This window comes from Streptomyces sp. IMTB 2501 (assembly GCF_001953885.1).
Taxonomy (GTDB): Bacteria; Actinomycetota; Actinomycetes; order Streptomycetales; family Streptomycetaceae; genus Streptomyces.
This window is the reverse complement of sequence record NZ_MQUS01000007.1, coordinates 333,081-356,955: the sequence shown is the minus strand read 5'-3', so window position 1 is coordinate 356,955 and position 23,875 is coordinate 333,081. Positions and strand designations below refer to the sequence as shown.

Below are 23,875 nucleotides of genomic sequence, written 5' to 3'. Positions count from 1 at the left end.
GTTGAGAATTCGACCGATTCCTGAGCGAGATCGGAAAGCGGAGGTCCGCGGCCGGATCGGCGCCGGATCGCGCGCGAGAAACGGTGTCAAAAAATCGGCGTGCTCAAGAAATTCAGAGGCACCGTTTTCTGTACGATCTCGCGGGTGCAGATGTCTTCCCACGACACCACCGATCTCCTCGCCCTCGTCCCCGCAGTGCGGGGTGCCCTCGTCGGGTACGACCGGGTCTCCACCACGCCCTCACCGAAGCGGGCCGCATCCGGATCTTCGCTGGCAAGAAGTCGGGCAGGAACGCCGAGAGCAAGGAATTGTGGAAGGCTCGCGACTGCCTCCGTGCAGGGGCAGCTCTGGTCGTCCCCTCCGTCGACCGGCTCGGTCGTTCCACCCAGGACCTCCTCGCCACCGTCTCCGGCCTGCGCAAGCGCGGCATCGGCTGCACGTCGCTCCACGAGGGGCTCGGCACCACCACCTCCGGCGGACGCCTGGTCTGCCATGTGTGCGCCGCGCTCGCGGAGTTCATCCGCGAACTCATCATCCACGGCACCGACGAGGGCCAGGACGCCGCCCGCGCCCGCGGCCCCCGTCTCGGTCATCCGCCGGTCATGACCGAGGAACAGACCCGTCACGCCCGGGACCTGCTGACCCGCCCGGAGAACACGGTCACCTCGATCGCCAAACCGCTTGGCGTCGCCCGCGACACGATCTACAAGTACGTGCCCGAGCTGAAGGGCGGCAGGGCCGCGCTCGGCGAGACGACCGGCACACCCGCGCTACCGCGACCCGCGCAGTCAGCGGAGCGGTCACCGCCTACCACCCATTCGCGTTCCGTAACTCCCCAAGGGCCGATATCTCGGCTTCCGTCTGCCGCACCTGTTCCTCCAGCCGCGCCCAGCGCTCCGTTTCTTCGCCGGTCGTCGAGAGATCGTGGACGAGGCGGGCCGCAGCGTCGGAGCGTGGATGTTCACGAGTTTCGGCAAGCGTTGCTGCGTCATGCGCCTTGTCGGGGTCGTTCGGCGGCCTGAGCGGGGGTGCCGGAGTAGCAGGGCCTCGCTGGCAGGACCGAGCTGATGCAGTAGTCCTGTGCCTCCTCCGGCCCGACATGAACCAGCCGGAAGTGAACGCTTTCTTCGGCGACTTGTCCTGGAACAGGGCACGACGTGGCCCAGGTAACCGAACGGCGGTGCGGCCATCGCCGAGTGAAACACACCACGGCCATGTCCGTAGGCAAGGGCTTCCCTTACGGGTAGGTTCCCACGGCCGGCGTCCGCGGGAACGAGTCCTGTGGTCGCCCTTTGAACGCGGGTAGACCGCCAAGCCCTGCTCTTGGGAGAGAACACGAGAAATGTCTGCACAAGAACCTGCGCACCACACACCCCAGCGCATCGGCGTGGTGGCCGAGTCCGTCTCCGGAGAGACGCGTGTCGCGGCAACGCCGACGACCGTGCGTCAGCTGCTGGGACTCGGTTACGAGGTCGTGGTGGAGGCCGACGCCGGCGCCGCGTCCGGCTTCAGTGACCAGGCCTATCTCGATGCCGGCGCGGAGATCGGCGACGCCTGGGACGCGGATGTCGTTCTGAAGGTGAACGCCCCTTCCGACGCGGAGATCACCCGGCTCCGGGAGGGCGCGACCGTGGTCGCCCTGCTGGCCCCGGCACAAAACCCCGAGCTGCTCAGGACGCTCGCCGATACCGGAGTGACCGCTCTGGCACTGGACGCGGTGCCGCGCATCTCGCGTGCCCAGTCGATGGATGTGCTGTCGTCCATGGCGAACATCGCCGGCTACCGTGCGGTCATCGAGGCCGCGCACGTCTTTGGCCGGTTCTTCACCGGCCAGGTCACCGCGGCGGGCAAGGTGCCACCGGCGAAGGTGCTGGTCGCCGGCGCGGGTGTGGCCGGTCTTGCGGCGATCGGTGCGGCGTCCAGCCTCGGCGCGATCGTACGGGCCACCGACCCGCGTCCCGAGGTCGCGGAGCAGGTGAAGTCAGTGGGTGGCGAGTACCTTTCGGTGCACGTCACCCAGGAGGCGAGTACCGACGGCTATGCCAAGGCGACGTCCGCCGACTACGACCGTGCCGCCGCGGAGCTCTACCACGAGCAGGCGAGGGACGTGGACATCGTGATCACTACCGCGCTGATCCCGGGCCGGCCGGCGCCGATCCTGCTGACGGCGCGGGACGTGGCGGTCATGAAGCCGGGCAGCGTCATCGTCGACATGGCCGCCGCCCAGGGCGGCAACGTCGAGGGCACCGTGCCGAGGCGTGCCGTCGTCACCGACAACGGCGTCACCATCATCGGGTACACCGACCTGGCCTCGCGGCTGCCTGCCCAGGCCTCGCAGCTGTTCGGCACCAACCTGGTGAACCTGCTGAAGCTGCTCACCCCCGGCAAGGACGGACAGCTGACGATCGACTCCGACGACGTCGTGCAGCGGGCCGTGACCGTGGTGCGGGGCGGTGCAGTCACCTGGCCGCCGCCGCCCGTCGCCGTCTCGGCCGCGCCCGCCGCGCAGCCCGCGGCCGCGCCCGCCGCGCCCGAGCCGAGGCAATCGAAGCTGACGACTGCGTGGCGCTTCGGCTTGATCGGGCTCGGCATGCTCGCCATGTTCCTGCTGGTGGCCTTCGCTCCCGCCCAACTCGCGGGCAACTTCACCGTGTTCGCTCTGGCGGTGGTGATCGGCTACTACGTCATCGGCAAGGTGCACCACGCACTGCACACCCCGCTGATGTCGGTGACCAACGCGATCTCCGGAATCGTCGTGATCGGCGCCCTGCTGCAGATCGGGCACGAGAGCCGGATCATCACGGCGCTGTCGTTCGTGGCAATCCTGCTGACGAGCGTCAACATCTTCGGAGGTTTCGCCGTCACCCGCCGCATGCTGTCCATGTTCTCGAAAGGCTGAGCCCAGATGACCTCCCTGACGGCCTCCCACGCTGCCGACCTGGTCGCCGCCCTGTTGTTCATCCTCAGCCTGGCGGGCCTGTCCCAGCACCGGACCTCGCGCGCCGGTGTCGTCTACGGCATCGCAGGTATGGTCCTCGCCCTGGTTGCCACGGTCGTGGTGGCGGCGCAGAGCATCACCGCCGGGGCAGTGGCCCTGATCGTGCTGGCCATGGCACTCGGCGCGGCGATCGGCCTGTGGCGGGCCCGCCGCGTCGAGATGACGCAGATGCCCGAACTGATCGCGGTGCTCCACAGCTTCGTCGGCCTCGCCGCGGTGATGGTGGGCTGGAACAGCTACCTGGAGGTGGAGGCGCACGGCACCGAGCAGACCCGGATCAGCGCCGACCTGCTGGGCATCCACCACGCCGAGGTGTTCATCGGCATCTTCATCGGCGCGGTCACCTTCACCGGCTCGATCGTCGCGTTCCTGAAGCTCTCGGCGCGCATCAAGTCCCGTCCGCTGACGCTCCCCGGCAAGAACGCGCTGAACCTCGGCGCGCTCGCCGCGTTCGTCGTACTGACCGTCTGGTTCACGATCAGCCCGAACCCGCCGCTGATGATCACCGTGACCGCGGTGGCACTGGCGCTCGGCTGGCACCTGGTCGCTTCGATCGGCGGCGGCGACATGCCCGTCGTCGTCTCCATGCTGAACAGCTATTCGGGGTGGGCGGCGGCCGCGGCCGGCTTCCTGCTCGACAACAACCTGCTCATCGTCACGGGCGCGCTGGTGGGATCGTCCGGTGCCTACCTGTCCTACATCATGTGCAAGGCTATGAACCGATCCTTCATCTCCGTCATCGCGGGCGGTTTCGGCATCGAGGCGCCGTCCAGCCGCGAGGAGGAGCAGGGCGAGCACCGCGAGGTGCGAGCCGCGGAGGCGGCCGAGATGCTCGCCCAGGCCGGCTCGGTGATCATCACCCCCGGTTATGGCATGGCCGTCGCTCAGGCCCAGCACCCCGTCGCGGAGCTGACGCGGCAGCTGCGCGAGCGGGGTGTCGGGGTCCGCTTCGGCGTCCACCCCGTCGCCGGCCGCCTGCCCGGGCACATGAACGTGCTGCTGGCAGAGGCGAAGGTGCCCTACGACATCGTCCTGGAAATGGACGAGATCAACGACGACTTCGCCGCCACCTCGGTCGTGCTGGTCATCGGCGCGAACGACACCGTCAACCCGGCCGCGACCGAGGACCCGGGCAGCCCGATCGCCGGCATGCCGGTGCTGCGGGTCTGGGACGCGGAGCAGGTCATCGTCTTCAAGCGCTCCATGGCCTCCGGCTACGCGGGCGTGCAGAACCCGCTCTTCTTCCGCGAGAACAGCAGCATGCTCTTCGGCGACGCCAAGCAGAGCGTCGAGGACATCCTGCGCGCGCTCAGCGCCAACGGCGGCCATGGGGCGGCCCCGGCCGCGCGTCAGGCGACGACGGCCGGCCGGTGAGCCGGTTCTGTTTTCGTGCGCCGCCCTACCACCGGCGTCCGGACCGACTCGATGGTTCAGTCGCGGGGCCTTGGCCGGTTGCCGTGCCCGCTGAAGCGGGGGCGCAACCGGCTGACCGTTCCACGGCGTGGCGCTCTCGTGGCGCCCGGTGACGCTCGACGAGGGGGTACGGGAGCTCGGGGCGGCGATCGCGGCCTGTGCACAGTCCGACGCGCGGGCAAGGGTGGCCGCTGGAGCGGCTGTTGTTCGGGGACCAACGACGCAGCCTCCCCATCAACTGGCCGCCCATTGACGCGGCCTGGCACACGTCCCTGGTCGCAGCACCACCACGCAGATGATCCGCCGACGGAGTGCGATCGACGAGGAGCGGGCAGCCAGAACCGACGAGGCGGCCCAGCTCACTCCCGGCGTGCGCCGACAGCTGCACGGGATCCCTGCCAACTCCTTTGCCGCCATGGCCAATGCGGTAACCGCCCGGGGGGTACGCCGCCGACCCTGGTTCGGGAGCGGTCGGGATCAGCCGATCCTGCCGGACATGTCGTACTGCTTGTAGACGGCCGCGGCGTTGTCCTTGGTGATCCTGGTGGTCTGGAGTGTCTGGTGCTTACTGACGGACTTTCCGTGCGCGATGGCCTCGGCGGTGTCCGCCGCCTGCTGGGCGCCGGTCGGGTAGATGAAGGTGGTGTACATCTGGCCGAGCTGTACGGCGCGGATGCCGCCGGTGGGGATGGCGAGACCGTCGATGCCGACGAACCTAATGCCGTCGGCCTTGCCGGCGCCGCGGGCCGCGAGGACGGCGCCGAGGGCCATGTCGTCGTTCTCACCGTAGACGAGGTCGATCTTCTTGCCTTGGGCGAGCCATCGCTGCGTGATCGCGGTGGCGTTGGCCTTCAGCCACTTCGCCTCCTGGTGGTACACGATGGTGATGTGGTGTCCGGCTATGGCGTCTCTGAAGCCCTTGTCGCGGTCGATCTGCGGCTGGTCGGACAGGGTCCCCTGGAGTTCGGCCACGTTTCCGCCCTGGGGCAGGGCCTGCATGGCCGCTTCACCGGCGAGCTTGCCGATCTTGTAGTTGTCGCCGCCGATGAAGGACGTGTAGCAGTCGGTGTTCACGGTGCGGTCCAGGACGATGACGGGGATGTGCGCGGTGCAGGCCTGCTGCACCGCGGCCGTCAGTGGGGCCGGCTCGTTGGGCGAGAGGATCAGGACGTCGACCTTCTGCTGGATGAAGTTCTGCACCTGGCTGACCTGTGTTGCGCTGTCCTGGTGCGCGTCGGTGATGGGCAGCAGCTTGAGGTCCGGGTACTTCGTGACGAAGTACTCGAGCTGCGCGTTGAGCTGGGCGCGGTACGGCTCGGCGTTGTTGGACTGGGAGTAGCCGACCACAAACGTCTTCTTCCCGCTGCCCGAGCCGCCGGCGGTGGTGCCCGGCGCATGGGCGGAGCAGGAAGTGAGGGCGGCGACGGTGGCGACCGCGCCGGCGATGGCCACGGAGGTGCGACGGCTCAAGGACACAGCGGACTCCTTGCGTGGGTGAGGGTGGGTGGTGGTGTGGGGGGAGGGAGGAGGGGGTCAGGCGCGGGCGCGCAGTCGCCGCAGCGGCTCGGCGAGCGGCTGGAGGAAGCCCGGCCGCTGCAGCACTACGGCCACGACGACGATCAGACCCTTGATGATCATCTGCATGTTGTCACTGATCGCGTTGAGCCCCAGGACGTTGTCGAGCAGGGTGAGGATCAGCGCGCCGACGGCGGTGCCGGTGATGGTGCCCTTGCCGCCGGCCAGGCTGGTGCCGCCTATGACGGCCGCGGCGATGGCGTCCAGCTCGTAGGAGGTGCCGGCCAGCGGGTCGGCCGAGGCGCTGTACGCGGCGTCGATGGGACCGGCGAAGCCGGCCAGCAGGCCGCAGAGCGTGAAGACGCTGATGATCACGAGGTTGACGTTTACCCCGGAGAGCCGGGCGGCGACGGGGTTGCCGCCCACGGCGTACACATGCCGTCCGAACCGGGTTCTGGAGAGCACCAGTTGCACCGCGACGCAGACCGCGACGAACGCGATCACGGGGTAGCCGATGCCTGCGACCAGGGTGTGACCCGGGGTTCCCAGCGCGGCGAAGGCGGCGGCCTTGGGCGTCAGGTGGCCGCTGGGTTCCACGAGTTGAACGCCGACGGCCACGTTGTTGCTCATCTGCCGGTCGATGCCCCGCACCACCGAGAGCATGGCCAGGGTCATCACGAAGGACTGGATGCGCAGCCAGGTGGTGCCGATCCCGTTGAGGAAGCCGAAGAACGCGCCCACCAGCGCGCACAGCGGGACGATCGCCCAGGGCGACAGGCCGTGGTGGACCAGCAGTATCGCCGCCGTCATGGAACCGATGCCCAGCACCGAACCCACGGACAGGTCGATCCCCGCGGTGAGGATGACCAGGGTGACGCCGACGGCGAGGATGCCGCGCGAAGCGAAGGCGGTGACGGCGTTGGTGAGGTTGTCCTGGTTCCAGAAGATCTGGCCCTTGGTGGCGATACCCACGGCGACAACGAGCAGCAGACCGATGTAGCTCCGGAGGGAGCCGAGAGACGGCAGGGCCCGGGACAGGCGCTCGCGCAGCGTCTGGAAGTGCTCGCCAGTGCCGGCGGCTGTGTCCCGTGCCGGTGGGAGTGTCTTGCTCATGTCTGTGCCTCGTTCTCGTCCGCCGGTGGTCCGGCCACAACGTTCTGCCGTGCCATCGCCGCGGTGAGGATGGCTTCCTGGGTCGCGGCCGGCCCGTGGGCCGGGTCGCGGTGGAACTCGCCGGTCAGCCGCCCTTCGCAGAGCACGATGATCCGGTCGCACATGCCGATCAGCTCCGGGAGCTCGGAGGAGACGGCGATGATGGCGGTGCCCTTGGCCGCAAGGGCGTCCATCAGGGCGTGGATCTCCGCCTTGGCCCCGACGTCGATGCCTCGCGTCGGCTCGTCGAGCAGCAGCACCGAGGGCTCGGTGAGCAGGCACTTGGCCAGCACCACCTTCTGCTGGTTGCCACCGGAGAGGGTGCCGACCACGGCTTCCAGACTGTGCGTCTTGGCGCGCAGTTCCTCGACCTTCCCGGCTGCGGCAGCCTTCTCCCGGCGGGTGTCGACGGTGCGCCACGGCCTGAGGTAGCGGTCGAGGGCGGCGAGGGTGGCGTTGAACCGCACCGTGTTGCCGATCACCAGGCTCTGTGCCTTGCGGTCCTCCGCGACCAGAGCGATGCCCCTGCGGATCGCCGCGCGGGGCGTGCGCGGGGTGTACGGGCGGTCGTCGAGTGTGATCTCGCCCCGGGCGTGGTCGCCGGCCCCGAAGAGGACCTCCAGTACCTCACTGCGCCCGGCGCCCATCAGCCCGGCGATGCCGAGGATCTCCCCGGCCCGCACTTCGAGGTCCACCGAGTGCAGCGGCGTGCGGGTGCTGGAGGGTGGGGGAGCGCTCGACAGGCCGCGGACGCGCAGCAGCACCTTGCCGCCGGAACGTTGTTCCGGGGCCCTCGGGAACAGCTCGCCCAGCGGCCGTCCGACCATCAGCCGCACCAGCTCGGCACGATCGGTGCCGGCCACCGGGCGGCGGCCCGCGAAGGTGCCGTCGCGCAGCACGGTCGCCGAATCGGCGATCTCGGCCAACTCCTCCAGCCGGTGGGAGATGTAGATGAGCCCGACGCCGCGGGCGGCCAGCCGGCGGATGACGGTGAACAGCCGTTCCACCTCGGCCTCGGCGAGCGCAGACGTCGGCTCGTCCAGCACCAGGATCCGCAGGGTGCCGTTCAGCGCCTTGGCCACCTCGACGAGTTGTTGCTCGGCGATACGGCAGTCGCGGACCAGCCGCCGCGGGGGGAGGTCGAGGCCGAGGTCGGCCAGCAGCTGCGTAGTGCGGGCGTGCATCGCCGGGCGGTCCAGGGTGCCGCGTGCCGTGCGCAGCTCGCGGCCGAGGAAGACGTTGTCGGACACGGACAGCTCGGGGACCAGGTTGAGTTCCTGGTGGATCATCGCGATGCCGTGCTGCTGCGCGTGTTTCGGCGAGTGGATCCGCACCGGCTCGCCGTCGATCTCGATGGTGCCCTGATAGTCGGAGTGCACCCCGGCGAGGATGTTCATGAGCGTCGATTTGCCGGCGCCGTTCTCGCCGAGCAGCGCCACCACCTCGCCTGGGTGGACGGTCAGTTCGACATCGCTGAGCGCCCGGACACCCGGAAACTCCTTGCTGATGCCCCGCATTCGCAGCAGGGCGGGCGGTGCGCCGCTCATGTCGCGCCGTCCGCGTTCAACCGCGCCATCGTGGACCTCCCTATGGTTCACAGGTGGTGTAGTAGGAAATCGATTTCGTGAATCCCGGCGAGCAGGACCGGGACACATACGGGCGAGCAGGGACCGTGACGGCCGGCGAAACCGTCAGGAGTCCGCCCGCTGGCGGGCCGCCAGCGCGTGCGCCGCATCCCGGGTCGCCGGATAGAGGTCCAGGTAGAGCCCGTAGAGCTCGTCGTAGACCGCACCGGCCTCGGGATCGGGCTCCACCACGGCCACGGCCGGGTTCCAGCCGGCGACGTCGCCGGGGCCGGCCAGCCCCGCGCCCAGCGCGGCGAGGACCGTGTCGCCGTACGCCGCGCCGATGGTGTGGCGCGGCAGCTCCTGCGGCCTGCCGGTGACGTCGGAGACGATCCGGGTCCACAGGCTGCGGGCGCCGCCGCCCACGGCGACCAGCCGGCGGATGTCGCCGCCCGCCGCGGCCATGGCCGCGAGGTTGTGCCGCACCCCGAAGGCGGTTCCCTCCAGCGCGGCCCGGTAGACATGGCCGCGCTGATGACGCAGCGTCAGACCGTGCAGCAGGCCACGGGCGTCCGGGTCGAACAACGGAGTGCGCTCCCCGGCGAAGTACGGCAGCATCAGCAGGCCCTGCGCGCCGGGCGGCACCTCGGCCGCCTCGGCCGTCAGGGTCTCGTACGGGGCCCCGGTGAGGTCGCGCAGCCAGCCGGTGACCGCTCCCGACGTGGCCATCCCGGCGGCCAGGCAGTACGTGCCGGGGAAGGCGCCCGCCGTGCCCCACAGCTGCGGGCTGCTCACCACGTCGGCCGTGACGTTCACCAGGAACATGGTGGTGCCGTACATCAGCATGACGTCCCCGGGGCTGTCCACGCCCACACCGGTGGCCTCCGCCCAGGCGTCCACCGTGCCGGCGACGACCGGGACCCCTTCCGGCAGGCCGGTCTCGGCGGCGGCCCCCGCGGTGACGGTGCCGACCACGTCGGCCGGCTGGACCAGTTGCGGCCACTGAAGTCCGGGGGCGATCTCCCCGCAGCGGTCCTCGATCCACGCCTGCTCGCGCAGGTCGTACAGCGGGGTGCACTGGCTGGCGGAGTGATGGTCGAGGACGTAGGCGCCGGTGAGGCGGTGGGTGAGGTACGAGCTCGCCATGAACCAGCGCCGGGTGCGGGCGTACACTTCCGGCTCGTGGCGGCGCAGCCAGGCGAGTTTGGGGCCGATGGCCTGGCTCGTGAGTGGTGACCCGCAGCGGGCCAGTACCGCCTCGGCGCCGTAGCGAGCAGTCTGCTCGGCGATCTCCTTTCCGGCCCGGGTGTCGACGCCGTACAGGATCGCCGGCCGCAGCGGGGTGCCGGAGGCGTCCGTGGGCAGGAGGCAGGGGCCGATACCGCTGACCCCGACCGCGGCCGGCCGCTCGCCGTGCGGCGCGCGGGCCAGCAACTCGCCGGCCAGGTCTCTGAAGTCGTGCCACCAGACGGCCTGGGCATCGTGCTCCACCCAGCCGGGCCGCGGGCTGGAGGTGCGGTGTTCGCGCACGGCCTGGGCGACGAGCTCGCCGCCGGGGCGCGTGAGTACGCCCTTGGAGCCGGAGGTGCCGATGTCGATGCCGAGCAGCAGGGTCATGGTGGTTCCTCGGATGGAAGGTGCGGGGCGACGGCCGTGCCGGGGCGCTGTGACGTCCCTCAGCCGTTTGACGACTCGTCAGGCCGCATCGCCGAAGCCGTCGTAACGGATGCCGAGCTGGCGGCACACCGCGCGCAACTCCGCAACGTAGTCGCCCGGGACGGCGTGGATGTGATTGGAGCCGAAGCGGGAGAGGAAGTCGTCGGCCCGGGCGTTCAGCCGGGCGAAGGCGTGCGGCCACTCATAGGTCGAGGCGCGCATCATCCGCTCGTTGGTCTCCTCGTCGTAGGTCTCGAACGCGCCGCGCATCACGTGCATCCGGTACTCGCCGTCCTCCCGGGTGAGCCGGGCGAAGGTGAGGTCGCCCGGGGCGGCCAGGTGCTGGACGGAGGCCCCGCCGGCGGGGAAGTAGAAGACCTCCGGGTGGAAGTGCACCCGGGAGAGGTTCTCGGCGGGGTCGGCCGAGCGGGCGGCGTACCAGGTGGCGTGCTGGCCGGAGTTGCACAGGTCCCACACGTCCAGGTCGGCGTGGTAGTGGCGCACGTCGGCGAAGAGGACCGGGTCGCCGCTGAGCAGCTTGAGCAGCTGCATGGTGAGCGCGCCGTCCATGTCCGCCTCGGTGGCGGTGACATGGGTCTCCTTGGGGCCCTCCCAGTCGTAGGGGTCGTTGAGGAACGCCTCGGCGACGTCCATGGTGCAGAAGTGGGTGGTGAGTTCGGGCTGGCCCTTGATGCCGGAGAAGTCCAGGTGCCACTCGTCGATGAGTTCCCGCATCGCGTAGTAGCTGCGGATCTGGCGCTCCAGCAGCTCCGGGGTCAGCCGGTCGCCGTCGTAGTGCACCCCGGCAGCGTGCTTCTCGAGCCAGGTGCGGGCGGCGGTCACCCGGGACTGTTCGACGTGCTCGCTGCGGCGGACGATCTCCCACTGGTCGATCTCCTCGACGTCCACGCCGAACTGCCGCATCCATTGGTCGGCGTTGGCGACAGCGGTGTACATGCCCATCGGGCGGCCACCGATACGGCCGAAGGTGGAGCCGCGCAGGCCCTGGACGGCCGCGGCGGCCCGCACTTGCGCGAGTATGCGCTTGCGTACGTCGGGGTCGCCGAGGTCGCCCCAGGCGCGGGCGTGGACGCGTCCGATCTGGTCGAGGCCGCCGCCGCCCGCGAGCATGCCCACCATGCCCGGGTACTGGGGGTCGATGTTGGCGACCAGCAGCAGCGGGCCCGGGGTGGCGTCGGCGGCCAGCATGGTGAAGTGCGGAAACGTCCACACGCTGTGGTGGAAGACCGTCAGGTCCAGGTGCTGGTCGGCCAGCCAGCGGGCCTGGCTGGTGGCGAGTTCGTTGCTGCTCACCTGCTCGGGCGCGATGACGACCTGGTGTCCGGCGTCGCGCAGCATCGCGGCGAGTTGCTGCGCGGCGCGGGCGATGTGCCCGGTGATGTCCCGGTGGACGAAGTCCCGGCCGTCGGAGAGGGACAGCAGACCGATGCGTGCCATGAAGGGGCCTCCGGTGAAGGAAGAAATCGATTTCAAAAATGTCCCCACCGTCCTCTTCAATGAAGGGTCTGATGGCTGAGGACAGGTCGTCTTGCAGCGCGGGAAGCCCGCCGGGTTCTTGAAATCCTTTTCAGCGAAACGTAGGGTTTGCCTCTGAGGGTGTCAAGAGTCGCGTACGAGTCGGCCGCAGCGGGGCGGCGCTGACCCGGCGCCCGCGAGTGCGGCCCCTGGTGGCCATGGAGGGGTCGGAGGACCTATGACGACGATCAACGACGTGGCCCAGGCCGCCGGAGTCTCCCCGGCCACGGTCTCCCGGGTCTTCAACGGGGGCCGCGTCACGGCCGAGCGCGCCGAACGGGTCCGGCGCGCGGCAGCCGAGCTGGGCTTCGCCCCCAACCGCGTCGCCCGTTCGCTGCGTATGCAGCGCAGCAGCGTCATAGGACTGATCATCCCGGACATCGAGAACCCGTTCTTCACCGCGCTGGCCCGTGGCGTCGAGGACGCCGCCCAGCGGACCAACCTCTCGGTGGTGCTGTGCAACACCGACGAGAACGTCGACAAGGAACGGCGCTATTTCGACATCGCGGTCGCGGAGCAGATGGCGGGCGTCATCGTGGCCGCCGCGTCCCGCAGCCGCACCGACCTGTCCGCCCTTGAGGGCCGCCGCATCCCGGTGGTCGCGGTGGACCGCCGGCTGCGCGGGGCCGAGGTGGACGCCGTGCTGGTGGACAACGAGGAGGGCAGCGAGGCGGCCACCGCGCACCTGCTGGCGCAAGGCTATCGGCGGATCGCCTGCATCACCGGCCCGCAGGGAGCCTCCACCTCGGAGGAGCGGCTGGCAGGCTACCGCCGGGCGCTCCAGGAGTTCCTGGCGGACGACCCGGGTGCCGCGCCCAAGGATGTGGACCCGCTGCGCGACTACACCCGCCACGCCGACTTCAAGGTCGAGGGCGGGCGCAGGGCCATGGCCGACCTGCTCGCCGCGCCGCAGCGGCCGGACGCGGTCTTCGCGGCCAACAACCTGATGGCCGTCGGGGCGTTGCAGGCGGTGCACGAGGCCGGTCTGGAACCACCGGAGATCGGCGTGCTGTCGTTCGGCGAGGTGCCCTGGGCGCCGCTGGTGCGGCCCAGCCTGACCACGGTGCAGCTGCCGTCGTACGACCTGGGCTGGACAGCAGCCAGTCTGCTGCTGGACCGCATCGCAGGGAAGGACCACCCGCTGCGCACAGTGGTGCTGCGCAGTTCCCTCCAGGTCAGGGAGAGCACCGCCGGGCCGACGGGCCGCCGCCCCCGAGCGGCGGGCCGCCGGCAGTGAGACGACCGCCTCGGTCCGTCCAGCAGTCCGGCGCCCCCAACGAACAGCCCCTGCCCGCGCTTTGGCCCGGTGGCGGTCCGCACGACAGCCAATGACCGGTGGCAGCCGTCCATGTCCGCGGACGCGTCCGCCCGGCGAGACCGCGACAGCCGACTGGAATGCCGGCATTCTGCGGCTGCCCGAAGGGCTCCTCTGGGCATCCGTGGCGTGTGAGCGGTCGGCCATCTCGGGTGGCCGTTGCCGGGGCGGACCGGGATGCCGAAGGGTTACATGCGTCGCGCCTGACACCTGCAACCCGCCTCACCCGGCCGATGAGCGACGCACGAGTGCGCGGCCCCGGTCACCGTCGAACCTTCTTCCCGGCTCAGCTTCCGTATCCGGCGGTGCCGTGCCACGCGTGCCCGGGGTCTCGCAGTCCGGCGACACCGTCGGGGGTGCCGATGCCGGTGGGGGCGTCGTATCCCGGCATCGCGGAGAAGCCCCCGGTGCTGCCGGTGGTGATGTCGAAGAAGTCCTGCGGGCGGGCGTAGGGGTAGGGGTGGGGGAACGTGCCGGGGGCGGGGTTGCCGGCCCGCGCGTACATCCCCGCGACCAGCGGGGTGGCGACGCTTGTGCCGCCCCTTACCAGCCGGCCGGTGGCTCCGCTGGGGGTGGGGGATGTGCTGTACACCGCCGGGCCGGTGTTGAAGTCCGCGACCGCGGAGACGTCGGCGATGGTGCGGCTGTTGGGGCAGATGGCGTCGTGCTGGATGGCGGGCTTGGGTTCGAAGAAGGAGCAGCAGCATCCGGTACCGATCCAGGCGCTTTCGACGAAGCCGCGCCGGTTGTGCGCACGGGTCAGCGTGGTGCCGCCCACGGCGGTGACAAAGGGGGACGCGGCCGGATACTGCGTTTGGCCTCCGGTGTCGCCCGAGCTGAAGGTGAAGGTCACGCCGGGGTGGTTGCAGTGGAAGTCGAAGGTGCCCTCGAACGAGGCCTCAGGGACGACCCAGCTGTTGGAGGCGAACTTCGCGCCCTGCGCGACGGCTTGGCCGACCCCGGCGAACAGGTCCGGGGCGGTGGTGGTCGGCAGGGTGGTTCCGCCGCGCTGGTTGATCACGCGGAGGCAGCCGCTGGCCGTGGCACGCGGGCCCCTGCCGTGCTGGCCGAACAGGTCGTAGGCGCGGCGGAGGCCGAGGGGGCTGAGGCCGGGCGGATTCTGGTTCGGCGGGACGGACGCAAGCGGTGGCAGGTCGGTGCGTACCCAGTCCGTGCAGGACGCCTGGAGAGGATCGGACGACCGAGAGCAGACGCGCTCGCCGGTCGGCCGATGGTGGCCGCCGGGCGAGCCGTGGGCCTGAGCGGTCGTCGGCACGACGGCCAGGCCCACCCGGGCGAGGGCTGTGGCCAGCAGCCATCGGATCGGGCGGACACCGAGCATGGCACTCCTCCGGAGCAGAGGACCGCTGCTCGCCGCGGCCGACGCCAACTGCGCGAGACGCGGACCGCGGACGGTGTCCGCTTCCGCTCGGGCGGGCCTGCGCCGCCGGACACTCGGGTCCGCGGCTCACCCGTCCCGTCGCGGCATCACCGCCGGTCCGCGTCACCCGTCACGGCAACGGCCGCACGGCCCACTGTCGGAACGCGAACTCCAGTGATCCGAACGCCGTCTGAACACCCGTCGGACGGCCTACCGAATCCGCCCGCACAGCAGAACGCGCCCGGCGCCACGCACGTCAGGCATCGCCGAATGACCGCCACTTGGTCAGAAGGGGACCCGAACCGAGCTGCGGTTGCTGACGGGTGATGGAGTGCCGTCTTGCCCGGTACTGCTCGACTCACAAGATCAAGATCCATGGCGCGGCTACCGGCCCTTCATGGGCACCCCCCCGGCCGCGACCACGTTGGCCCGGGGAGCAGGTGTGCCCGCGCACCTTCGTGAACCATCGGGCCGGGTGCCGCGTCGTCCTGGTGGGCGGCCCGTGCCGGGTGGCGCTGGGCGAGGGAGAGCGGGGGACAGATGACGACACGGGAAGTGATCGGTTTCGTGCTGGCGGTGTCGGCGAGTCTGCTGTGTCTATGGGGTGGTGTGCGGGAGGCACGGCTGCAAGCGCGGCTGCGTCGGTATGGCGTACACGCCGAGGGGGTGGTGGTGGACCAGAAGCTGGCCCCGGCGGACGACTGTCTGACGCCCGTCATCGAGTTCACCGACCGGCAGGGCCGACCCGTCAGGTTCACGCCGGTGGCGACGGGGAAGCGGATGGGGATGGACCTTGGAACCCATGTGCCGGTCGTCCATCTGCCCGAACACCCCGAGAATGCAAGGGTGTCCACCAGGAAGCATCGCCGATCTCACGTCGGCCTGTTTACCGGAAGCGTGATCTTCCTCGGCGCCGCGGTTTGGATGTGGTTCACCCGCTGAGCCTGTTCTCCCTCCTCGTTTTCATCAACGGATCCACAGCCGGATCGCGGCGACGGTGACCGTGCCGTGAAAGACGAACGCTCTCTTGTCGTACTGGGTCGCCACAGCTCGGAAGCCCTTGAGTGCGTTGACGGCACCGTGCACACCGGAAGCACGGGCGGTGTCCATCGAGATCGCCGAGACCGCGTTGCACGTCAGTGGCACCGTCTCACTGCAAGCTGAACCGGGCAACGACGCGATCAAAGAGCTCGCCGCGCGAAGGATTCGTCCGCACCATACGATGCGCCCGCCCTTTCTAGACCGCTGTGGCGGTTTCCGCTCCGGTGGCGAAGGGCTCGTCAGCGAGGTAGGGCGGGGCAGGGTCGTACTGGATGTACTGGCGCACGGCGCGGGCGTGGTCGCGGCCGTGGAGGCGGCCGATGAGCCACAGGGCCATGTCGATTCCGGCTGAGACGCCCTGACTGGTGACGAGGCTCTCGTCGACGACATAGCGGGCGTCGCGGACCACGGTGATGTCGCCCCGGGCCTGAAGGGTTTCCTCGAACAGGTGGTGGGTTGCGACCCGGCGGCCGCGGGCCGGGCCTGCCTCGTGCAGCAGCAGGGCTCCGGTGCACACGCTGGTGGTCCAGGTGACGTTTGCGGCGGTCTTGCGGATCCAGTCGATGAGCACGGGGTTGGACACTTCACGTCGGGTCCCGTTGCCGCCCGGGACCAGCAGGACGTCCAGCTGAGGGTGGTCGTCCAGGGTGTGGTCCGGCAGGACCCGCATGCCCTTGTTGCAGCGGACGGCGCCGGGGTGTTCGGCGATGAGCAGTACGGTGTCGGCGTGGTCGCGCAGCATCGAGGAGGCGGTGAACACCTCCCACGGCCCAGTGAAGTCCAGCTCCTCCGCTCCGTCGAAAATCAGTATCCCGTAGGTGGTCATATGTGCTCCTTGGTGGATCGGAATCGGTCGCGGTAGTCGGACGGTGCAACACTCAGATGGCGGTGAAAGGCGCGGCGCAGCGTCTCCGCGGTGCCGAAGCCGTACCGACGTGCGATGGTCTCGACGGAGTGGGCGCTCTCGGCGAGCGCCCGCTTGGCAGCCTCGATGCGTACTCCCTCGACATACGTCGCCGGCGGGATGCCGAGCTCGGCTGTGAACCTGCGCTGGAGATGGCGGGGACTCAGACCAGCGTGCGAAGCGAGATCGTTGATGCCATGCCGGGCACCGGGATCGGAATGGATCGCCGTGACCACGGCGCGGATGGGGTCGCTGGCCGGCTGTGCGGACCACAACGCCACGCTGAACTGCGACTGGCTGCCGGGGCGGCGCAGAAACATCACCATCTCCTGCGCGACGGCGTGGGCGACCTCCCGGCCCAAGTCGTCCTCCACCAAGGCGAGTGCGAGGTCCATCCCCGCCGTCACTCCGGCCGACGTCCACACCCGTCCGTCCCTGAGGAAGATCGGATCGCAGTCGACGACCAGTTCGGGATGCTCCCGGACGAGCTGCTCCTCACGCGCCCAGTGAGTGGTCACCCGCCGCCCGTGCAGCAGTCCGGCGGCAGCCAGCAGGAACACCCCGCTGCACACCGAGGTGACACGCCGAGCGGTGGCTCCTGCGGTGGCGATCCAACGTGTCAGCGCCGGATCGTGCCGAGCCTGGTCGATTCCGCCGCCGCCGGCCACCACCAACGTGTCGATCCCTGCAGGGTTCAGATCGGCCACACCGTAGGGAGCGTGTACCGGAACGCCGCTGCCGGTCCGCACCGGGCCCGGCAGCGGTGCCGTTATCTGGCAGGAGTATCCGCCGGTGAGCTGGTTGGCGTGCTGGAACACCTCGTACGGGCCGAAGAGGTCCAGAGGCTGGAAACCCTCGAAGACGACGAAGACGATGCGGCGCTGCTTCACCCCTCCACCTTGTGATCCGACACCCGGTGGCGTCAACGACACATACCCCACACTTCGCGCCATGCGGATTACGGACATGGGAGACCGTGGCCGACTCCCGCCACACCAACTGGACCGTGGTCGGGTCCAAGTGGTGCATCAGGGCTTCCTGGCGCGGGAAGTCGTACGCGAGATCTGCCAGGCGCGCGCGTGTCGCCGCCGCGAGAACGAGATGGCGGGCACCGGCGAAGGCGATATGGGGCGGGAAGGCCGCATCGAAATCGGCGGCCGGCCAGCCGAGCGAGGCCGGCGTCGGTGATCTTCTCGATATGCGGCTCGACACTGGTGAGTGTGGCCCTGATGGTCCCGCCCTCCTCAGCCACTTCCACCGGCACGGCGCCGGCGCGCGTCGCGAACACCAGTTCCCCGAGGTGCTGATTCACCGGACACGCCTTGGGCGGGCCGGGGAGGCTTGCCCCGGTGAGTACGCTGGTATGGGCATTGACACGGGAACTGCGGAACCGGTGTCGGCGTCCTGGTTGTCAACCTGAGCTCGGGGCGGGGGCGTTGGCATGGCTACGATGATCTCGGTGACCGTCAAGGGGCCGACCGGTCTGGACGATCCGGACCGGATGCTTGACGAGCTGGCGGCGGAGACCGGTCTGTCGTGGCGTTCGTCGGCCGTCGACGACGGCAGGGTGCTGACCGGCGGCATCGTCGAGATCGTCCTCGTGGCCGTGGTCGGCAAGGCCACCGAGATGACCGTGTCGGCCGCGGTGGACGCCGTGAAGCGGGTTGTCGAGCGCTGGCGCGGTGAGCGGCTGGATCCGCCCGAGACTTCGGTCGCCACCCAGTCCGTACCCGACTTGACGGCGGAGCCGACGGCGGAAGGGCTGGACGGCTGAGATGGCGTCTCGTGCGGTGGTGATAGGACCGGCGAGGTACGCCCCCGACTCGGGGATGGACGGCCATCCGCCGATCGGTGCGAGCGCGCGTATGTACGGCGAGATTCTCGCGGGCGACGAGATGTGGGGTACCGACTGCTGCCGGGTCCTGACCGAGGACGAGATCCAGACGGCTGACGGCGTGATGAGGGCGTTGCAGGAGGCCGCGGACGAGACGGGGCCTGACGACATCTTCCTGGTGGTGTATGTCGGCCATGGCCACTACTGGAGTGACGTGCCCGGCGCGCAGGTCCATTTCTCCGTGGGCTCGTCCTACCGGGACAAGCCATGGACCTGGCTTTCCAGCTGGTATGTCTACCGCGTCATGCGCAAGGCCAGGGCGAGGCTGAAGGTCCTGATCGCCGACTGCTGTTACTCGAACCTGCTGCCCCAGCTGGGGGAGGAGCCCGTCCTTCCCGGGGTCCTGGGCGCGCTGGACGAGGGCACCTGCGTGTTCACGGCCGTCAAGAACGCCAGTTTCGCGCCTGCTGACGGTTGCTCAGCCCTGCCGGGGGATCTCTCGAAGTGCACACCGTTCAGCGGGCATCTGCTGCACATACTGCAGGACGGCACGAAGGACCACAATCACCAGCTCACCATCGGCCTCCTGCGGGAGGCGGTGAAGAAGGAGATGGAGAACTGCACAGGTGCCCAGCACCAGGTACCGAGGATGTCGCTGAACGACGCCCGTGACGGCACCCCGCTCTTCACCAACCAGATGGAGCTCAAGAAGCGCGACCCGGTCCCGCAACTCCCGGTCGAGCCCGTGGACTGGGTCAAGACGTTGATGATGGACCGGGATTCCCGCCTCGATGAACTGCTGAAGGACGAGCGGAAGACCGGCGACGTGGTCGCTCTGCTCAGCTCCAGGCCGGACGAGGCCAGCCGGCATCTCGCGCGGCACATCGACGTCAGGGCCAACCAGGCCTTCAACTCGCCCCATTCCTTTGCCCGTTACTGGAACCAGGTGGAGAAGGCACTGCGCGTATGACGGAGGGCCAGCAGGCCGCGGGCTCCGGCGCGGCCGCACGTTCCGAGGGTGACGGTGCGACGGAGCCGTGGCGCTTCGGCTACGAATGGGTGACCAAATGCTCGGTCGCCGCCTTCAGGGAGCGCATGCAGGCCATGCGGGAGGGCGAGCAGCCCGTCACAGAGAGCAGCGAGAGGCCCCGGCCCGCCAACGCGATCAGGGCCCTGCACGCGTTCGCCATGCTCAGCACCATCGACCGGCTCATCGAATGCGCGGTGAGCTTCGACTACCGGGACGCCGTCAACATGGTGGCCACGGCGGCACTGAGCCGGAACATCATCCATGCCGCGGAACTCGCCATCCGGCAATGGGATGCCGAGCGTGCGAACGAGGGCCGGTACCCGCGGCTGACAGACGGCGTCATCCATGACATCGCCTGCCAGCGGACGGTGCTCGACGTCGCCGTCTTCGTCCGGGAGTGCCGTGGCGCCGGAAAGAGCGAGCTGGTGGACAAGACGCTGCGCGTGTTCACCACTCCGAGTTCGGGGCGGACCAATCTCGACAAGGCCCTCCTCTACATCGCGCTGCGTGATGAGAAGTGCGGGGAAGAGGCCGCCGAGCTCCTCCGTCAGACCCTCGTCGCGATCACCGAGCATGTGCAGGTGCCGTCGCAGGCCTCGTACCCGATTCCCAGGGAGTTCCAGGATCTCGCCGGCGCGCTCCACCAGCTCAGTCCCTCCGAGCGGATCCTGGAGGAGTGGGTCGACGCACAGTTGCGGATCCCGGATCACGTACCCGAGACAAGACGGATCGTCGCCCATCTGATCGCCACCCGGACCGACAGCCCGGACACACTCGTGGAGCATGTCGGCAAACGGCTGTCCCAGCACGACATCGCGGAAATCTGCGGGCAGTTGGCCAGGCAGGGGGCCACCGAGAAGTGCGTGCTGATCCGCGAGCACGCCGCGTCGCGCGACAACGTGGAGCATCTGGCGGAGATCGTCATCGCCTGGCACCGCTCAGAGGCTCTCACCAGGACGACCAAGGACCTGCTCGCCGACATCGTGGCCCGGGGGACGGCGAGAGCGGCCGGGCCCCGCTCACCGGTGGAACTCGACTATCTGGACACGGTACTGGGCAACTTCAACGCCCAGCCGGAATGCAGGAGGCTGCTGCGTACCGCCGCGGCGGTACACACGGACGGCCGTTCCGGAACCGACATGGCCGGTCTGCTGGTCAGGATCGAGCGGCCGAGGGACCGTAACCGAATTGCGCAGACGATCGCCCAGCGACTGGCCGCGCGCGTCCTCGAACAGGGCGCCGACGCCGGGCTGTTCGTCGAGTACGTCAGAGGGCTGCGGGCCCACGGCCGCGCCGAGGCCGTCGATCTGGCCTGCAAGGAACTGGCGGACCCCTCCGACCCCGTCGGGGTGCCCCGGGGTTCGGGTGCGGTCATCGCCGAGATCGCCGCCTGCCTGTACGGCGCGGAGCTGCCCCGTGACGGCTGGGACCTGCTCGAACGATGCCTGGAGAACGAGCAGCGTGTCACCCCGCAAGGCGTGGCGCTGGTCGTCGACCGGCTGCGCACCAGCACGATGGAGGAAGAGGACAGGTATTTCCTGCTCCGTGCCACAGTGGGCCGCTGGTCCGACGCGAACCGCCGGGAGGAGGCGGTCGAGGAGCTGCGTGGCAGGGGGTACGAGGCGGAGGCCACGGAGGTCATTCGTTCGCTGCGTTAGCGGCCGCGGCGCGGCGGCCGGTGCCCGGAGTCGGTAGCATGGGCGCCACTTCGGTCATGTGACGTCTGGACGCGCCGACCAGGCCCTCGAAGGCCACCAGCGCCGCAGCGACGGCCAGGAAGCCCCCCAGTGGTTTGGGCAGGACTCCGACCGAGGAATCGCCCAGCAGTGTCAGCAGCGTCAGCACCGCGAGATGGCCGATCAGCCAGAGCCCGGCCTGGGCGGCGGGACTGGTGCGCCAGTGCCGGAACAGTGTCACGTGCACCTTGGCGTCGTACATCCGGCCGAAGTCGGGCAGCCATCGGGCGAGGATAGGCAGGCACAGCAGCAGGGCGCAGCCCACCGTGAGCGTCGCCATGCCTCGCCACAGGGGAGCCCAGCCCGCCCCGTAGAGGATCAGTGCGATCAGGGCGAAACCGGTCCGCGCCAGGACCTCGCGGGCGCCGCGCCGCAGGCGGGACCAGCCGGTCAGGTGGTCGCGGAGCGACACGAGGACGACGCCCGGGACGGCGTAGACGACCAGCGTCAGCACTCCGGTGATCGCGACGAGAGAGCTCCAGCTGCCGCCGACCGCCAGCAACGCGATGCTCGCGACGAAGAAGTCGACGACCAGGACCAGCCAGTACACGTCGTACCGCCGCTTCAGGGAGGCCTTGCGGGCGGTTTGCAGCCCGCGGTGCGTGAGATGGGCCCGGCTGAGCGCTGCCACCTCGCGGGTGAGCGCGTGGGCGAAGACGAGTCCCGCGCCCATGGGTGAGATCACGGCGCCGATCCTGAGCAGCCACCCGAGCCACCACAGGGAGAGGGCGAAGGCGAACTGAGCATAGGGCGACGGCTCGATGCCGGCCGGACTCCAGTAGGACGCCTGATACTTCGTGAAGACGACCTGGAGCGATATGTACAGGACCATCGCCCCGGTGATCGTTCCGAAGACCGCCCTACGGAGCCGGGCCGCCTCGCCGATTCCCCGTCCCCACCGCTTGATGTTCCCGGCCAAGTCCAGCGGTCCTTGGAAGCCGACGTAGGCGAAGATCACGCCGCTGCCGACGACCGCTGCCAGGGCGGCGCCGGCGCCTTTTCCGGTGCCGTCGCCACTCGCGTGGTGACTGTGGTGGTCGAAGCCGGCCGTGATCAGCAGCGCGACGGTCAGGACAGGGACGATGACCTTCGCCACCGTCAGCCAGGAGTTGATCCTGAAGAAGATCCGCGGGGTCGCCAGGTTCACCGCGGAGATCGCCGCCATGAACACCAGCGCGTAGCCCCAGCCTTTGAGGGTGAGCGCCTGGGAGGAGTCCAGGAGCCCGTGGACCTTCCAGGACAGACCCCTGGTCATCGCGACGGCCTCACTGGAGAGGTTGATCGCGTAGAAGATCCACAGGCCGGCCGCGACCACCGTCGCCACCAGCGCGCCGCTGCTCTGCAGCGGCAGGAATATCAGCCCGCCGGTCTTGGGGGCGACGGTGCCCAACTCGACCATGACCGCGGCGATGAGCAGCATGAGCAGGCCGCCGAACACCCAGGCCAGGTAGGCGTCCGAACCGGCCCGGCGGAACGCGTCGTCCGCGCCCAGCAGCCAGCCAGAACCGATCATGCCCCCAGCCGCCAGGCCGACGAGGTGGAACACCGACAGCCGCCGCTGCTCGTCCTCGTCCTCGGCCCGCACCGGCTGCCGGCCCTCAGGCTTCAATTCCCGGACACTCATCCGCCCTGTTCCCCCGCGTAGCATCGGCAGATCCTCACGCACAGTGGCGAACAGGGTACTGGTCGGAGGGGGCCGAGGAAACGCGTTTGCGAGCAGGTACGCACGGGCCCGGCGTTCCTGCCGCTCGCCGCCGTGGTCGGCGGGGCCTGCGATCTCGACCGGGTAGTGCCGCAGGTCGGAGTCGAGGATGGACGTACGCCCCGGGGCGGTGGCGGAGTTACCGGGATGCCGTGATCGATGCCGCTGCGAGTCTGTCCACGGCCGTCGCGACCGCCTCGGGGCTGGAGATCATGGTCAGGTGCCGGGCGCCCGGGATGAGCGTCGCAGGTGGTGCGCCGATGCGCCGGGCGGTCTCCTGTGGCGTCTGCCGGGTGAACACGTCGTCCTGGGCACCGAACACCACCGACTTGGGCAGGCGCACCCCGGCGAGCCGGGCCACCTGGTCCGCGGGCAGCCCCGGCACTCCCGCGGCCAGCATGTTCCAGAGCGCCTTCTCCGCGCCCGGCACCCGGAGCGGGCGTCGCCACTGATCCAGACCGGCGGCGTCCAGGCGCGGACAGGCGGGCCCGCACTGTGCGTCGTACACGCTGCGGATCACCGCGTCGATGCCGAGCCCGAGCCGCAGCAGGCTGGTGCGGTACGGGTCGATCAGCACGTACTTGAACGCCGGTGGTGGCCCGGCACCCGTGTCGAGGGCGTCGCCGTCGAGGAGCATCACACCCCCCAGCCGGCCAGGGGCCCGCAGCGCCGCCTCGGTGACCACGGCGGCTCCGCTGGAGTGTCCCACCAACAGGGGCCGTTCGCCCGGGCCGCCGAGGTGCATGGCGCTCAGGAAGCCCAGGAGCTGCCGGGTGAAATGGTCGACGGTGTACGGGCCGTGGCGCTCGCTGTATCCGTCGCCCGTCAGGTCGAGCGCGTACACGCGGTGGTCGCGGGCGAGCAGCGGGGCAAGGCGCGACCAGGTGTCCACGGTTTCGAAGGCGCCGTGCACCAGGACGACCGGTGGGCCCGCCGTGCCCCAGGTCTGGTAGCGCGTGCGGATATCGGCGGACTGTACGAACCTGAGCCCCCGGGGCGGCGCGGCGCGTCCGGCCGTGACGCCGTTGTAGACGAACGAGGCCGCCGTGACGACCACCAGCACGACGGCACAGCCCAGCGCGGCGCGCCGTAGCCAC

Annotated in this window: 18 protein-coding genes and 2 pseudogenes; 8 read left to right on the top strand and 12 right to left on the bottom strand. The window is 69.8% G+C overall.

The features are described from left to right. The first annotated feature begins 83 nt into the window (after positions 1-83). The 3 genes from AV521_RS46570 (at position 84) to pntB (ending at position 4,372) form a co-directional block, all read left to right on the top strand. A complete protein-coding gene (locus tag AV521_RS46570; RefSeq protein ID WP_256725559.1) occupies positions 84-1,022 on the top strand; it encodes a recombinase family protein in 939 nt (312 codons plus the stop codon). Between the two features lie 320 nt (positions 1,023-1,342). Then, positions 1,343-2,899 carry a Re/Si-specific NAD(P)(+) transhydrogenase subunit alpha gene (locus tag AV521_RS15485; RefSeq protein ID WP_076088598.1) on the top strand — a complete coding sequence of 519 codons (1,557 nt, stop codon included), beginning with the start codon at positions 1,343-1,345 and terminating at the stop codon, positions 2,897-2,899. Positions 2,900-2,905: 6 nt separating this feature from the next. Continuing rightward, positions 2,906-4,372 carry a Re/Si-specific NAD(P)(+) transhydrogenase subunit beta gene (pntB, locus tag AV521_RS15480; protein WP_076088596.1) on the top strand — a complete coding sequence of 489 codons (1,467 nt, stop codon included), beginning with the start codon at positions 2,906-2,908 and terminating at the stop codon, positions 4,370-4,372. 516 nt (positions 4,373-4,888) lie between these two features. Here the strand turns inward: pntB and AV521_RS15475 are convergent. The 5 genes from AV521_RS15475 to AV521_RS15455 all read right to left on the bottom strand — a co-directional run bounded on the left by AV521_RS15475 (position 4,889) and on the right by AV521_RS15455 (position 11,757). Then, positions 4,889-5,887 (bottom strand): substrate-binding domain-containing protein, encoded by a 999-nt coding sequence (locus AV521_RS15475; protein WP_076088594.1) that lies wholly within the window; start codon positions 5,885-5,887, stop codon positions 4,889-4,891. Positions 5,888-5,944: 57 nt separating this feature from the next. Next, positions 5,945-7,039 (bottom strand): ABC transporter permease, encoded by a 1,095-nt coding sequence (locus AV521_RS15470; RefSeq protein WP_079249257.1) that lies wholly within the window; start codon positions 7,037-7,039, stop codon positions 5,945-5,947. Continuing rightward, positions 7,036-8,625 (bottom strand): sugar ABC transporter ATP-binding protein, encoded by a 1,590-nt coding sequence (locus AV521_RS15465; RefSeq protein ID WP_076088592.1) that lies wholly within the window; start codon positions 8,623-8,625, stop codon positions 7,036-7,038. The genes AV521_RS15470 and AV521_RS15465 overlap by 4 nt, the downstream gene beginning before the upstream one ends. 144 nt (positions 8,626-8,769) lie before the next feature. Then, the gene (locus tag AV521_RS15460) at positions 8,770-10,260 is read right to left on the bottom strand and encodes an FGGY-family carbohydrate kinase (protein WP_076088590.1); all 1,491 of its coding nucleotides are present in this window, start codon (positions 10,258-10,260) and stop codon (positions 8,770-8,772) included. 78 nt (positions 10,261-10,338) lie between these two features. Next, positions 10,339-11,757, bottom strand: a complete 1,419-nt coding sequence (locus tag AV521_RS15455) for an L-fucose/L-arabinose isomerase family protein (protein WP_076088588.1) — start codon at positions 11,755-11,757, stop codon at positions 10,339-10,341. A gap of 256 nt (positions 11,758-12,013) precedes the next feature. Here AV521_RS15455 and AV521_RS15450 point away from each other — a divergent pair, with 256 nt between their 5' ends. Beyond that, a complete protein-coding gene (locus tag AV521_RS15450) occupies positions 12,014-13,072 on the top strand; it encodes a LacI family DNA-binding transcriptional regulator (protein WP_076088586.1) in 1,059 nt (352 codons plus the stop codon). A 364-nt stretch (positions 13,073-13,436) separates the two neighbouring features. Here AV521_RS15450 and AV521_RS15445 read toward each other — a convergent pair whose 3' ends face one another. Then, complete coding sequence (locus AV521_RS15445; protein WP_076088584.1) at positions 13,437-14,492, bottom strand: S8 family serine peptidase; 1,056 nt, start codon at positions 14,490-14,492, stop codon at positions 13,437-13,439. Between the two features lie 579 nt (positions 14,493-15,071). Here AV521_RS15445 and AV521_RS15440 point away from each other — a divergent pair. Continuing rightward, complete coding sequence (locus tag AV521_RS15440; RefSeq protein WP_076088582.1) at positions 15,072-15,473, top strand: DUF3592 domain-containing protein; 402 nt, start codon at positions 15,072-15,074, stop codon at positions 15,471-15,473. 24 nt (positions 15,474-15,497) lie between these two features. On the opposite strand, the pseudogene AV521_RS50810 reads toward AV521_RS15440, so the two are convergent. From AV521_RS50810 to AV521_RS50805, 4 genes and pseudogenes are all read right to left on the bottom strand, one after another. After that, positions 15,498-15,602, bottom strand: a pseudogene (locus AV521_RS50810) (IS5/IS1182 family transposase); the annotation flags it as partial. A 166-nt stretch (positions 15,603-15,768) separates the two neighbouring features. After that, positions 15,769-16,398: a DJ-1/PfpI family protein gene (locus tag AV521_RS15430; RefSeq protein ID WP_076088580.1), complete on the bottom strand. Its 630-nt coding sequence runs from the start codon at positions 16,396-16,398 to the stop codon at positions 15,769-15,771. Next, positions 16,395-17,366: a GlxA family transcriptional regulator gene (locus tag AV521_RS15425; protein ID WP_076088578.1), complete on the bottom strand. Its 972-nt coding sequence runs from the start codon at positions 17,364-17,366 to the stop codon at positions 16,395-16,397. Before AV521_RS15425 ends, AV521_RS15430 begins: the two co-directional genes overlap by 4 nt. 22 nt (positions 17,367-17,388) lie before the next feature. Beyond that, positions 17,389-17,773, bottom strand: a pseudogene (locus tag AV521_RS50805) (PhzF family phenazine biosynthesis protein); the annotation flags it as partial. A gap of 144 nt (positions 17,774-17,917) precedes the next feature. Here AV521_RS50805 and AV521_RS15415 point away from each other — a divergent pair. From AV521_RS15415 to AV521_RS15405, 3 genes are read left to right on the top strand one after another with little or no spacing between them, the layout of a single operon-like run. Further along, entirely contained in the window at positions 17,918-18,250 is a 333-nt protein-coding gene (locus tag AV521_RS15415; protein ID WP_143658611.1) for a hypothetical protein, read from the top strand. 1 nt (position 18,251) lies between these two features. Next, positions 18,252-19,280 carry a caspase family protein gene (locus AV521_RS15410; RefSeq protein ID WP_107480921.1) on the top strand — a complete coding sequence of 343 codons (1,029 nt, stop codon included), beginning with the start codon at positions 18,252-18,254 and terminating at the stop codon, positions 19,278-19,280. Beyond that, positions 19,277-20,998 carry a hypothetical protein gene (locus AV521_RS15405; protein WP_076088572.1) on the top strand — a complete coding sequence of 574 codons (1,722 nt, stop codon included), beginning with the start codon at positions 19,277-19,279 and terminating at the stop codon, positions 20,996-20,998. The genes AV521_RS15410 and AV521_RS15405 overlap by 4 nt, the downstream gene beginning before the upstream one ends. On the opposite strand, the gene AV521_RS15400 is transcribed toward AV521_RS15405, so the two are convergent. Both AV521_RS15400 and AV521_RS15395 read right to left on the bottom strand, forming a co-directional pair. Beyond that, entirely contained in the window at positions 20,979-22,700 is a 1,722-nt protein-coding gene (locus tag AV521_RS15400) for an APC family permease (protein WP_179023117.1), read from the bottom strand. The genes AV521_RS15405 and AV521_RS15400 overlap by 20 nt on opposite strands. 217 nt (positions 22,701-22,917) lie before the next feature. Next, a complete protein-coding gene (locus AV521_RS15395) occupies positions 22,918-23,841 on the bottom strand; it encodes an alpha/beta fold hydrolase (RefSeq protein ID WP_218639351.1) in 924 nt (307 codons plus the stop codon). Between the last annotated feature and the right edge of the window lie 34 nt (positions 23,842-23,875).